The organism is Mesorhizobium sp. M1365 (genome assembly GCF_040317865.1).
In the GTDB taxonomy this organism is placed as follows: Bacteria; Pseudomonadota; Alphaproteobacteria; order Rhizobiales; family Rhizobiaceae; genus Mesorhizobium.
The window spans coordinates 230,227-242,720 of record NZ_JAMYLG010000003.1; the positions used below are offsets into that span (position 1 = coordinate 230,227).

A 12,494-nucleotide genomic window follows, 5' to 3' on the forward strand; every position below is an offset into this window, starting at 1 on the left:
GCCCACCAGCAAAAAGAGCGGCGCATTGCTGCACCGCCCTTTCTTCCCGGGGAGTTGGCGTCCCGGAGTTTAGCTGCCTGGCTTAGGCGGCAGTCTTGGCCTCGATCTGCTTGGCCTTGGTCGGAGCCGAGGTGATCGCGATCTTGCGCGGCTTCAGCTCTTCGGGGATGTTGCGCTTGAGGTCGACGAAGAGCAGGCCGTTCTTCAGCGCGGCGCCGACAACCTCGACGTGATCGGCAAGCTGGAAGCGGCGCTCGAAGGCTCGGCTGGCGATACCGCGATAGAGCAGTTCGGAGCCTTCGCCATTGCCTTCCTCCTTGCGCTCACCCTTGACGGTCAGCACATTGCGGTGAGCTTCGATCGAAATCTCATCTTCCGAGAAGCCGGCCACAGCCATCGAGATGCGATAGGCATCCTCGCCCGTGCGCTCGATGTTGTAAGGCGGATACGTCTGGCCTTCCGGCTGCGCAAGCGAATCGAGCATGGTGAACAACCGGTCAAAACCGACGGTCGAACGGTAGAGCGGGGAAAAATCAACGTGACGCATGGTGTGTTCTCCTGTTGAGCAACAAGGTTGCGTATGGCCGGTGCGAAACCCGTGACGGCGTTCCGGATGGGCCAGCGGCCCCGACATTGGCGACCGCATGACAAATTTGGGAAGCCGACGACGGCATTTCAAGATTTTCCCGCGCCCGAACGGGACCGGTCCCGGCCCATGTCCCGCCGATGAACGGCAGATGAACCGTGGCTTCGGCGAGCGTTCAGCCAGGCGGCATTAAAACTGTTCTCGAGATCACGAACAGGTCGCCGGAAAGGGCGACACGACGAGGCCGAACCGGGTGTAACGTCCCTTCCTCCCGGTCGACAGAGGCCGGAAGCACGCCAAGGCTGCTTCCGGCCTTACTTGTTCGCTGCCTGGCGGTCGACCTCCCCGGCGTCCCGAATTCCTTTGCTTTTGGCGCATGGGCGTTTATGCCTGACTTGCGCCCACGCCGGCACCGACACCAACCAAAAACCGCATGACCGATCTACTCCACCAGCCCCCTCTCTTCCAGGAAACTCCGGGCAATCCGCTGCCGGAAAACGCGGCCGGCGGCTTCTTCACCACGCGCGACGGCAAGAAGATCCGCTATGGGCTGTTTGCCGCGGTTGCCCGCCCGATGAAGGGCACCGTCGTCGTCCTGACCGGCCGCAACGAGTGCATCGAGAAGTATTTCGAGACCATTCGCAACCTTGCCGACCGGGGCTTTGGCGTGGCAACCCTCGACTGGCGCGGACAGGGCGCTTCCGACCGGCTGATCGGCGACCGACAGCGCGGCTTCGTCCGGAGCTTCTTCGATTACACCGGCGATCTGGAGCAGTTCTTCGAGGAGATCGTGCTGCCCGATTGCCGAGGACCCTACTACATACTAGCCCACTCGGCCGGCGCGGTGATTGCGCTGCTCGCCGCGCCCTCGATGGCGAACCGCGTGCGCCGCATGGTGCTGATCGCACCGTTCTTCACCGTGCCGGACCTGCCGGTTTCGGTAAAAACCGTCCGCCGCCTCTGTTCGCTGTTCTGCCTTCTCGGCCTTGGCCGGCTCTATGCCGCATGGGGGCCGCGGCCCAAGGAATCGGTGCCCTTCGCCATAAACAAGCTGACCAGCGACCCGGAACGCTATCGGCGCAACACGCTGATCTACGAAACCTATCCGCAGCTGGCGCTCGGCGGACCGACGATCCGCTGGCTGAAGGCGGCCACCGAGGCATCCTTGATCGTCAGCGACCCGGATTTCATGGCTAAGATCCAGGTGCCCTTGCTGATGATCGGCGCCGGCGCCGACCAGGTCGTCTCGACCAGGGCAGTCGAAGCCTATGCGAGGCGTCTGCGCGTCGGCTCGCTAGTGATGATCGACGGCGCCCGCCATGAGATCCTCCAGGAAGCCGACCTCTATCGCGAGCAGTTGCTTGCGGCATTCGATGCCTTCATCCCCGGAACCGGCGACGCTGTTTGACCGCTTTGCCGGCGCCCGCCAACAAAGCCCGCACGGGTCGCTTGTCCGGCGCAGCCCCTTATTCCCGTTAAGGCATCGAGCGCTAGGTTGCTGCCAAAGAGAATGGAGGCCATTTGCCGGGAGAAAAACGACCATGAACGCATCGAACACGCTGTCACGTCAGGGGCATCGGCTACTGCAGATTGGCGTCGCGCTGCTGCTGTTTTCGTCATTCGAAGGGTTTGCAATACCGTATCTCGCCGCACCGCGGCTCGGACTGTCCGCGCACACGCTCAGCGCCCTGGAGGGCGTTCTCTTGCTGGCTCTAGGCCTCACATGGTCTAGGCTCAATCTCGGCGCGGCGACGTCGCGGATTGCTTTCTGGCTGCTGATCTATTCGGCTTTGGCGATCCTGGCCGCCTACGTGATCGCCAGCGCCTGGGCGGCCGGCAACGAGACTATGCCGTTGGCGGCCGGAGCCTTCCACGGAAGTGCCTTTCAGGAAGCTGTGATCAAAGGTGTGGCGTATTCGTCCGCGCCGACCGGCCTCATCTCTTTCGTGCTCATTTTGTGGGGCCTGCGTCTCTCGGACGCTTGGCCTGCCGACAGCTAATGCATGTCGCGCAGCGGTTTTGCGATAACATGCATAAAACAAGCGCGTCCCATGAGTTCACTCAAACGCGACGCGCTTTGCTTTAGGACCGTACCGCGGTTTCCGTCGGATTTGCGCAAAACAGACGCGTGGGTGCACCGGATGCTCAGCCGCGCAGCGCCGCCATCGCGGCTGCGTGCAGCTCCGGTGTCGCCGCCGCCAGGATGTCGCCGCCGTTTTCCGCCGGCCCGCCTTCGAAGGTGGTGACAACGCCGCCTGCCTTCTCGATGATCGGGATCAGCGCGACGATGTCGTACGGTTTCAATCCGGGATCGGCAACGATATCGACGCTGCCCGCCGCCACCATCGCGAAGGCATAGCAGTCGGTGCCGTAACGGGCGAGCTGGACCTGTTGCTCGAACAGGTCGTAGCGCAGGCGCGCGTCTCCCTTGAACAGCGCCGGCGTGGTGGTGAACAGCGTCGCCTCGGCGAGATTCGTCGTCTTGCGCGTAGCGAGTTTTCGGGGGCCACCGGGACCTTCATAATGCGAGCCGGAGGCATTGGCGTAGAACAACTCGCCGGTGAAGGGCTGCGACATCATGCCGGCGACGGCATCGCCGTCGACCGTCAGCCCGACCAGCGTGCCCCATACCGGCAGGCCGGAAATGAAGGCGCGCGTTCCATCGATCGGATCGATCACCCAGACATGCCGGCTGGAGATGTTTTCGCTGCCATGTTCCTCGCCGAGAATGCCGTGATCGGGGTATTGCGCTGATATCAGCGCCCGGATGGCGCGCTCGGCCTCGCGGTCGGCCTCGGTGACCGGGTCGAAGCTGCCGCGCTCCTTGTTGGTGACCGCGCCCTGGTTGCGGAAGCGCGGCAAGGTCTCGGCTGCGGCGGCACGCGCAATGCGCCGCATGAACTCGATGTTGATGTCCAACTGATTCTCCCGCTCCAGCATGTTTGGAGATACCCGTTTGCCTACGGATTTATGCCGAAACAAGGGCGTTCGGAGCCTTTCGCATGGTGCCAACTGTTGCTCGAATGCAACGCCGCCGTCATGGAAATGCAGTTTCCACTTCACAGTGAATTAAAAAAGCCGGAACGCGCCTTGACATTTGTGCAGCGCACAATACGTTTGTTCTCGGACAGGGGTTCCTGTCCATGCCCTCCTTGGGCGTTTCCTCCCTAGACTTCGACCGTGTCGTGCAAACGATGCGGTCTTTTTTTACGCTGCCGCATGAGCGGCGGTACCGCGATTCCGCGGCTATTCGGCGGCCAGCGGCAGATCCATGAAATTGTGATCGGGCATCGCCATCAGTTCGGCCGAAAACCGCGCCAGATCGTCGGCCAGTGCGTCGAAACCAGCCGATCTCTGGAACGTCCGCTCATTCATGTAGAGCCCGCGATTGACCTCGATCTGCAGCGCATGCAGATGGCGCACGGGGCGGCCATAGTGCTCGGTAATGAAGCCTCCGGCATAGGGCTTGTTGTGGGCGACGCTGTAGCCCATGCCGGTGAGCAGGCCGATCGCCGTCTCGGTCAACGCCGCCGCGGCCGAGATGCCGAAACGGTCGCCGACGATGAAATCCGGCCGCAATCCGCTGTCGCCGACCCTTATGCTTGCCGGCATCGAGTGGCAGTCAATCAGCACGGCGTAGCCGAAGCGCGCATGGGTTCTGGTCAAAAGCCGTTTCAGCGTCTCGTGATAGGGCTTGTAGACCGCTTCGATGCGCGCCACGGCTTCCGCCAGCGGCAAGCGGCCGGAATAGATGTCGAGCCCCTCGCCGACCAGCTTGGGCACGGTGCCGAGCCCGCCGGCCACCCGCGCCGAGCGGATGTTGCAGAATGACGGCACCGGTTCGGCGAACATGCGCGGGTCGAGTTCCCACGGCTCCCGATTGACGTCGAGATAGGCGCGCGGGAAGTTTGCCGCCAGCATCGGCGCTCCGAGCGCGACGGCGCCGCCGAACAATTCCTCGACATAGCAGTCCTCGGAGCGGCGGATGGCGTTGCGGTCCAGCTTGGCCATAGCCATGAACCGGTCCGGATAGTAGCGGCCGCTATGCGGCGAGTTGAAGAGGAAGGGAACGCGCTGTTCGGCGCCCGATCGGATTTCGAAGGGTGGAACGACCGAAAAATCCTCGGCTGCCGTTTTCAATTTGGACGAACCCGGGAATACCAATGCATCATGATGGGAAAGTGCCACCTCGCCGCCCGCATGTCCAGCCGCCGAAGCGCCAGCCAAATCAGGATTGTGCGGCCAACGTTCACTTGATGTTTACCGTCACCTCCTCATATACAGCATGGTTAACGGGCTTGCCGCACGGCATTGTCGGTTGGGTGATTCGGACGGGACAACATGGCACGCATTCTGCTGGCGGAAGACGACGACGACATGCGCCGGTTCCTCGTCAAGGCGCTGGAGCGCGCCGGTTATCAGGTCAGCGATTTCGACAATGGCGCCAGCGCCTATGAGCGGCTGCGCGAGGAACCTTTTTCGCTGCTTTTGACCGACATCGTCATGCCCGAGATGGATGGCATCGAGCTCGCCCGACGCGCCACGGAGATCGATCCCGACCTCAAGGTGATGTTCATCACCGGCTTCGCCGCCGTCGCGCTGAACCCTGATTCCAAGGCGCCGAAAGACGCCAAGGTGCTATCGAAGCCGTTCCACCTGCGCGACCTGGTCAACGAAGTCGAAAAGATGCTGCAGGCCGCCTGACGCGCTTTTTGTCGCGTCTTGACCGACGCCGCAAGCCAGGCGTTCTTTCCCTTTTCCCGCTATTGACGTGCCGAACCAAAAATGGTGTATGCGCGGCTTCGGATGGGCGTGTAGCTCAGCGGGAGAGCACTGCATTGACATTGCAGGGGTCACAGGTTCAATCCCTGTCACGCCCACCATCCAAATAATCCCTCAATTGGCCGTCGGTATTTTTCGTCGACTGATGTTCCCGGCCAATACCGGCCCTCAGGCCGCACCGAGGCGCAGATCGCCGGTCTCGACGTGCTCCAGAAACCAGGCATAGGTCTGTTCCAATCCGCTGCGCAGCGAGTAACGCGGGCGCCAGCCGGTGGCGAACAGACGCGACACGTCCATCAGCTTGCGCGGCGTGCCGTCCGGCTTCGTCGCATCGAATGTTATTGCGGCATCGGCGCCGGCGACCGACACGATGGTGCGGGCAAGATCGGCAATGGTGATGTCTTCCCCCGAGCCGACATTGATGTGGCTCTCGCCCGAATAATTCTTCAGCAACCAGACCAGCGCGCCGGCGGCGTCGTCGACATGCAGGAATTCGCGCATCGGCGTGCCTGATCCCCACACCTCCAGGCTCTTGCGGCCGGCGCGCCTGGCCTCGTGCGCCTTGCGCATCAGAGCGGGCACGACATGGCTGGAATTGAGGTCGAAATTGTCGCCCGGGCCGTAGAGATTGGTCGGCATCGCCGAGATGTAGTCGACGCCGTACTGGCGCCGATAGGCCTGGCACAGTTTCAGCCCGGCGATCTTGGCGATCGCATACCATTCGTTGGTGGGTTCGAGCGGTCCGGTCAGCAAGGCGTCCTCGGAGATCGGCTGCGCCGCGAATTTGGGATAGATGCAGGATGAACCGAGAAACAGCAGCTTCTGCACCTCGTTGCGGAAGGCGCTGTCGATGACATTGTTCTGCATGACGAGATTGTCCTGCAGAAAATCGACGGGAAGCCTGTTGTTGGCCAGGATACCGCCGACCTTGGCCGCCGCCATCACCACTGCATCCGGCTTGCGGTCGGCCATCCAGCGCCGCACGCCGGCCTGGTCGAGAAGATCGAGCTCGGCGCGCGAGGCGGTCAGGACCTCGCAATCCTCATCGGCCAATCTGCGCAGGATAGCCGAGCCGACCATGCCGCGATGTCCGGCCACGAAAACGCGCTTGCCCTGAAGGTCGAAGGTCATCAGCTTACCCCAATGCAGAACGGCAGCTATGCCAGTTGGCCGGCGGAGCGCCGGATCGGCTTCTCTGTTGCCGGACGCATACCGCATACAGATTTGCCCAGACAAGGCAAATCGCAAAGCCACCCGAAGCAACCTTTGGATCGGACGCTGTAGCGCTCGCGATCAGACGCCCGCTACCGTGCAGAGGCTTGTCATTCTGGCAATGGCAAGCTCGGGGTCGGCCAGCAACCCTGCCTGGTCGGCAAGGCGAAAGACATCGGCATAGTGACGGATGCCGCGCGCCGATTGCATGCCGCCGACCATCGAAAAATGCTCCTGATGGCCGTTCAGCCATGCCATGAAGACGATGCCGGCCTTGTAGTATTCGGTCGGCGCCTCGAAGATCTTGCGCGACAGCGGCACTGTCGGAGCCATCAGCGCGTCGTAGCCCGCGCGGTCGCCGTCGGCCAGCTTTGCCAGCGCCGCATTGGCGACCGGCGCGATGGCATCGAAAATGCCGAGCAGCGCGTGCGAATGTCTGTCGCCGTCGCCGGCGATCAGCTCGGGGTAATTGAAATCGTCGCCGGTGAACATCAGCACGCCCTCGGGCAGCCGATCCCTGAGCGCAATCTCCTTGCCGGCATCGAGCAGCGATATCTTTATGCCTTCGACCTTGCCGGCATGGCGTTCGATGATCGCGACCAGCGTCTCCAGCGCAGTTTCGAAGTCGCTGCTGCCCCAGTAGCCTTTCAGCGCCGGGTCGAACATGTCGCCCAGCCAGTGCAGGATGACCTTGCCGGAGACCTGGGACAGGATGCGGTCGTAGACGCCGATATAGTCGTCGGGGCTTTTGGCGACCGCCGCCAGCGCCCGGCTGGCCATCACGATCGCCTTGCCGCCAAGCCCTTCGATGAAGCCGAGCTGTTCTTCATAGGCCGCGATGACATCGTCTAGCCTGCTGGCGCCCCCCGGCGCCAGATGGTCGGTGCCGGCGCCCGACGCAAGATCGGCGCCTTCGACGCTGTGCGCCTCGGCGATCGAGCGGCGGATCAATTCTTTGGCATTCGCCCAGTCGAAACCCATGCCGCGCTGAGAGGTGTCCATCGCTTCGGCGACACGGAAGCCAAGCCGCCAGAGGTGACGGCGAAACGCCATCGTCTTGTCCCAGTCGACCGCGGGCCTCGACCACGGATCGGTCATGGCGAGGGGATCGGCAACGACATGGGCGGCGGCGTAGGCGATACGCGAGAAGCGAGCGCCGGCCACAGGCTGCACCGGCTGGCCGACAAGCCGGTAGCGGACACGGCCGGCGCCTTCCCCGGGCAAGGTGATGTCCATGGCTCTCTCCCTTGCCAACGCCTATTAAATGGAACGTTCCAACAAATCAAGATATTTTGACTCCTGCCTCGTGCAGCGAAAATTGCTGCATCGCAGCAGCCGAAAGCCCTGCTTGCCGGAGAATTGCGCCACCGAGCCGCATTTTTCCCGGCTTCGCAAAAACGCGATTGACTCAAATGCGCCGCAGGGATTAGATCGTTCCAATAAAATCGCACAAGAAACCACCGGGAGGACAGATCTGGATGGCCAGCCGGGCCAAGGCAACGATACTCGACATCGCCCGTGAGGCGGGCGTGTCCAAATCGACGGTATCGCTGGTGCTGCAAGGCAGCGGGCTGATCCGGCCCGAAACCGCGCTCAAGGTGCGCAAGGCGATCGAGGACGTCGGCTATGTCTACAACCGCGGCGCCGCCAATCTGCGCAAGGCCCATTCCAACGTCATCGGCATGGTCATCAACGATCTCACCAATCCGTTTTTCGCCGAGCTCGCGGTCGGCATGGAGCGCGTCTTCCAGTCGGCCGGAGTCGTGCCTTTCATCGCCAATACGGCTGAAAACCCGGTGCGCCAGGAAGAGGTTCTGAAATCGTTGATGGAGCAGGGTGTCGCCGGGCTCGTCGTGTCGCCGGCGCGCGGCACCACGCCTGGTGCGTTCCGTCGCCTTGAGACCGCAGGCGTTCCGGTCGTCTTCGTCATGCGCCGGCTTCCCGAAAGCCGTATCCCGGTGATCACGCCCGACAATCATCGCGGCGCCTATCTCGCCACCGCCCATCTGATCGGCAAGGGCCACCGCCGGCTGGCCTTCTTCGGCGGCTCGTCCGACCTTGTCGTCTATCACGAGCGCCTGGGCGGCTTTCGCGAGGCCTGTGAAGCGCTCGGCATCGATCCGGCCGACAGGCTGGTCTTCGAGGGCGAAACCAGCCGCAAGGGCGGTATTGCCTGCCTGGAAACCGCACTTGCCATGGCCGCGCCGCCGACCGCGGCCCTTTGCTTCAACGATGCGGTCGCCTTCGGCGTCTTGCTGGCGCTGCGCAAGCGCGGCCTGGAACCCGGCGCGGACTTTGCCGTCGTCGGCTTCGACGACGTCGCCGAGGCCGAGCACTATATGCCGGCGCTGACCAGCGTCGCGGTGAACACCGCCGGCCTCGGCGAGCGCGCCGCCCATGTCGTGCTGAAGATGATCCAGTCGCGCACCACGCGCGCCGAGGATCATATCGGCGCCGTCAACCTCGTGGTCCGGGAAAGCTGCGGCCCCGATCGCAATGGAACTCGGCGTGCAGGAATGGGAGACGCGGCATGACCGTCCGATGGGGATTGATCGGCGCCAGCACGATCGCAAGACAGTTCATGATCGGCGCCATCCGCGCGCAGAAGGACGGCGAGATCGCCGCGGTGATGAGCTCCAGCCCGGAGCGCGCCGCCAATTACGCCGGTGAAAACCGCATTCCGGCGGCGGTCTCGACGCTCGACGCCCTGCTCAAATCCGATATCGACGCCGTCTACATCTCGACCACTAACGAATTGCATCTCGAACAGGCACTCGCCGCCATCGAGGCGGGAAAGCATGTGCTGTGCGAAAAGCCGCTGGCGCTGACCAGCGCCGACGCGCGCAAGATGGTCGCGGCGGCCAGGGCCGCCGGCGTTGTGCTCGGCACCAATCACCATCTGCGCAATGCCGGCTCGCATCGGGCGATGCGCGAAGCGATCGCTGGCGGCCGCATCGGCAGGCCGATCGCCGCGCGCGTCTTCCACTCTGTCTATCTGCCGGAACACCTGCAGGGCTGGCGCATCACCAGGCCGGACGCCGGCGGCGGCGTGGTGCTCGACATCACCGTCCACGATGCCGACACGCTGCGCTTCGTGCTCGGCGACGATCCGGTCGAGATCTCGGCGTTCACACAATCGGCCGGCATGGCCGCCGGCGGGCTGGAAGACGGCGCCATGTGCCTCTGGCGCTTCGCATCGGGCGTCATCGCCCAGTCGCACGAGGGCTTTACCACCAAATTCGCCGGCACCGGCTTCGAGGTGCATGGCAGCGAAGGCTCGCTGATCGCCAAGGACGTAATGACGCAGAAGCCAGTCGGCTCGGTGTTGCTTCGCACGGCACAGGGTGAGGAGGAATTGAGCTTCGACCGCGAAGACCTCTATGCCCGTTCGCTGCGCCAATACCACGCGGCGATCCGCGGCGAGGGCCAGCCTTCCGCCACCGGCGAGGACGGCGTCTGGTCGCTGACATCAGCCGAAGCGGCATTGCAGTCGGCCAGGTCTGGCAGGGCCGTTGCCATCGACCCGAAGCTCGGGAGCGCAGCGTGAGCAAGCTCGTTTCCGCGGCTGAGGCTGCCGGCCTGATCAGGGATGGCGTGGTCGTTTCCGTGTCGTCGTCGAGCGGCCTCGGCTGCCCGGATGCGGTGCTTGCCGCCATCGGCGAGCGCTTCGACGCCGACGGCCATCCCAAGGACATCACGACGCTGCACCCGATCGCCGCCGGTGACATGTACGGCATCAAGGGCATCGACCATGTAGCCAAGCCCGGCCTGTTGAAGCGCACTTTGTGCGGCTCCTATCCGTCCGGGCCTTCATCGTCGGAACCGCCGCAGATCTGGAAGATGATCGGCGACAATACGGTCGCCGCCTATAACGTGCCGTCCGGCATCCTGTTCGACATGCATCGCGAGGCCGCCGCCAAGCGCCCCGGCGTGCTGACCAAGGTCGGGCTCGATACCTTTGCCGACCCGCGCCATCAGGGTTGCGCCATGAACGCTGCCGCCAGCGAGCCGATCGTTTCGGTGCAGCAGTTCGACGGCGAGGAATGGCTCTATTTCCGCTCGATCGTACCGCAGGTCGCGATCATCCGCGCCACCACGGCGGACGAGCGCGGCAACCTTACCTATGAGCATGAGGGTGCCTATCTCGGCGGCCTCGAACAGGCGCTGGCCGCCCGCAACAATGGCGGCATCGTCATCGCGCAGGTCAAGCGCGTCGTCGAGAACGGCACGCTGAAGCCGCACGATGTGCGCGTGCCCGGCGTGCTGGTCGACCATATCGTGGTGGCGCCCGACCAGTTGCAGACGACGCTGACGCCTTACGATCCGGCCATCTCCGGCGAGATCTTCCGGCCGCTGTCGAGCTTTCGCAACGCCGAGATGAACGTCCAGAAGGTCATTGCGCGCCGCGTCGCCATGGAGCTTGCCGACGGCATGGCGGTCAATATCGGCTTCGGCATCTCGGCCAATGTGCCGCGCATCCTGCTCGAGGAAGGCCAGCACGGCAAGGTCACCTGGGTCATCGAACAGGGCGCGGTCGGCGGCGTGCCGCTGCTCGATTTCAAGTTCGGCTGCTCGTCGAACGCCGATGCCTTCATGCCTTCGCCGCACCAGTTCATCTATTTCCAGGCCGGCGGCTTCGACGCCTCGCTGCTGTCCTTCCTGCAGATCGACCGGCACGGCTCGGTCAATGTCTCGAAGCTTTCGGCGCGGCCGCATGTCACCGCCGGCGCCGGCGGCTTCGTCGACATCACCGCGCGGGCGAAGAAGATCGTCTTTTCCGGTTTCTTCAATGCCGGCGCCAAGTTGTCGCTTGCCGGTGGCGGCATCCGCATCGACCAGGAGGGCAAGGTCAAGAAGGTCGTCGGCGAGGTCGAGCATATCTCCTTCTCGGGCAAGCGTGCCGTCGCGCAGGGACAGGATATCACCTATGTCACCGAGCGCTGCGTGATGAAGCTGACGCCTGCGGGGCTGATGGTGACCGAGTTGGCGCCGGGCATCGACCTCGAGCGCGATGTGCTGGCGCAGGCCGAGATCCCGCTCGCCGTCGCCAACGACCTGAAAGTGACGCCGGATGCGCTCTACCGGGACCGGCCGATCGGCCTATCGCTCAATGGCGGCGCGTCGCTTGGAGGCGCACATGGCTGAGCGTCTGGTAACCTTTGAAACCGACGGCGCCATCGGCATTGTCACGCTGCGCCGGCCGGAGAAATTCAACGCGCTCGATATTCCGATGCTGCGGGCGCTGGAAGCGGCATTCGACGAGGCCGAGACAGCAACCGGCGTCCGCGTCGTGCTGGTCTGCGGCGAAGGCAAGGGCTTTTGCGCTGGCGGCGACGTCGAGGCTTGGGCGGAAATGAGCGCTGCCGATTTCCAGGTGCAATGGGTGCGCTACGGCCACCGCGTCTTCGACCGGCTGGCGCGGCTACGGCAGCCGACGATCGCCGTTCTTGCCGGCCATGCGCTGGGCGGCGGGCTGGAACTGGCGGCCGCTGCAGACTTCCGCGTGGCGGAAACACAGGTGAAGCTGGGGTTCCCCGAAACCTCGATCGGCGTCGTTCCCGGCTGGTCCGGCACCCAGCGCGCCGTGCGCCGCTTCGGTGCGCAGGCAGTGCGGCGGATGGCGCTCGGCGGCGAGGTGTTTCTGGCTACCGATGCGATGGCAGTGGGGATTGTCGACCGGGTGGTCGAGACCGGCAAGGCGTTCGCCGAAGCCAAGGCCTGGGCCGGCAAGATCGCCGAGCGCGGCCCGCTCGCGACCGAAGCCGCCAAGCTGATGATTGCCATCGCCGAGGGCGAAGAGAGTGCTGCCGCGACCGAAGCGCTGGCCAGCGGCTTCATCGCGCTGACAAGCGATCTCAGGACCGGCGTCGAGGCTTTCAAGGCCAAGCAGAAGCCGGCGTTCTCAAGATTTTAG

Annotated in this window: 13 protein-coding genes and 1 tRNA gene; 9 read left to right on the forward strand and 5 right to left on the reverse strand. The window is 63.9% G+C overall.

All coding sequences use genetic code 11. The features are described from left to right. Positions 1-82: 82 nt before the first annotated feature. Positions 83-547: an Hsp20 family protein gene (locus tag NKH04_RS05280; RefSeq protein ID WP_352918245.1), complete on the reverse strand. Its 465-nt coding sequence runs from the start codon at positions 545-547 to the stop codon at positions 83-85. 472 nt (positions 548-1,019) lie between these two features. Here NKH04_RS05280 and NKH04_RS05285 point away from each other — a divergent pair, with 472 nt between their 5' ends. Then, positions 1,020-1,994 carry an alpha/beta fold hydrolase gene (locus NKH04_RS05285; protein WP_352918247.1) on the forward strand — a complete coding sequence of 325 codons (975 nt, stop codon included), beginning with the start codon at positions 1,020-1,022 and terminating at the stop codon, positions 1,992-1,994. A gap of 133 nt (positions 1,995-2,127) precedes the next feature. Beyond that, on the forward strand, positions 2,128-2,586 hold the full coding sequence (locus NKH04_RS05290; protein WP_352469520.1) for a styrene oxide isomerase: 459 nt from the start codon (positions 2,128-2,130) through the stop codon (positions 2,584-2,586). A gap of 145 nt (positions 2,587-2,731) precedes the next feature. Here NKH04_RS05290 and hisN read toward each other — a convergent pair whose 3' ends face one another. Continuing rightward, positions 2,732-3,505, reverse strand: a complete 774-nt coding sequence (hisN, locus tag NKH04_RS05295; RefSeq protein WP_352564879.1) for a histidinol-phosphatase — start codon at positions 3,503-3,505, stop codon at positions 2,732-2,734. 327 nt (positions 3,506-3,832) lie between these two features. Further along, a complete protein-coding gene (locus NKH04_RS05300) occupies positions 3,833-4,774 on the reverse strand; it encodes an N-formylglutamate amidohydrolase (RefSeq protein ID WP_352539364.1) in 942 nt (313 codons plus the stop codon). Between the two features lie 153 nt (positions 4,775-4,927). On the opposite strand from NKH04_RS05300, the gene cpdR reads away from it, so the two are divergent. Then, complete coding sequence (gene cpdR / locus NKH04_RS05305) at positions 4,928-5,290, forward strand: cell cycle two-component system response regulator CpdR (RefSeq protein WP_006199474.1); 363 nt, start codon at positions 4,928-4,930, stop codon at positions 5,288-5,290. Between the two features lie 104 nt (positions 5,291-5,394). After that, positions 5,395-5,469, forward strand: a tRNA-Val gene (locus NKH04_RS05310). A gap of 67 nt (positions 5,470-5,536) precedes the next feature. On the opposite strand, the gene fcl is transcribed toward NKH04_RS05310, so the two are convergent. Together fcl and NKH04_RS05320 are read right to left on the reverse strand one after the other, a co-directional pair. Further along, complete coding sequence (gene fcl, locus NKH04_RS05315) at positions 5,537-6,499, reverse strand: GDP-L-fucose synthase (protein ID WP_352767123.1); 963 nt, start codon at positions 6,497-6,499, stop codon at positions 5,537-5,539. A 162-nt stretch (positions 6,500-6,661) separates the two neighbouring features. Continuing rightward, a complete protein-coding gene (locus NKH04_RS05320) occupies positions 6,662-7,816 on the reverse strand; it encodes a dihydrodipicolinate synthase family protein (RefSeq protein WP_352918248.1) in 1,155 nt (384 codons plus the stop codon). A 28-nt stretch (positions 7,817-7,844) separates the two neighbouring features. Between NKH04_RS05320 and NKH04_RS05325 the strand changes: the two genes are divergently transcribed. From NKH04_RS05325 to NKH04_RS05345, 5 genes are read left to right on the forward strand one after another with little or no spacing between them, the layout of a single operon-like run. After that, positions 7,845-8,102: a hypothetical protein gene (locus tag NKH04_RS05325; RefSeq protein WP_353012714.1), complete on the forward strand. Its 258-nt coding sequence runs from the start codon at positions 7,845-7,847 to the stop codon at positions 8,100-8,102. Next, a complete protein-coding gene (locus NKH04_RS05330) occupies positions 8,059-9,114 on the forward strand; it encodes a LacI family DNA-binding transcriptional regulator (protein ID WP_352448238.1) in 1,056 nt (351 codons plus the stop codon). The genes NKH04_RS05325 and NKH04_RS05330 overlap by 44 nt, the downstream gene beginning before the upstream one ends. Continuing rightward, positions 9,111-10,127 carry a Gfo/Idh/MocA family protein gene (locus NKH04_RS05335; RefSeq protein ID WP_352918249.1) on the forward strand — a complete coding sequence of 339 codons (1,017 nt, stop codon included), beginning with the start codon at positions 9,111-9,113 and terminating at the stop codon, positions 10,125-10,127. Before NKH04_RS05330 ends, NKH04_RS05335 begins: the two co-directional genes overlap by 4 nt. Then, the gene (locus tag NKH04_RS05340; protein ID WP_352918250.1) at positions 10,124-11,725 is read left to right on the forward strand and encodes an acyl CoA:acetate/3-ketoacid CoA transferase; all 1,602 of its coding nucleotides are present in this window, start codon (positions 10,124-10,126) and stop codon (positions 11,723-11,725) included. Before NKH04_RS05335 ends, NKH04_RS05340 begins: the two co-directional genes overlap by 4 nt. Then, complete coding sequence (locus NKH04_RS05345) at positions 11,718-12,494, forward strand: enoyl-CoA hydratase/isomerase family protein (protein ID WP_352918252.1); 777 nt, start codon at positions 11,718-11,720, stop codon at positions 12,492-12,494. Before NKH04_RS05340 ends, NKH04_RS05345 begins: the two co-directional genes overlap by 8 nt.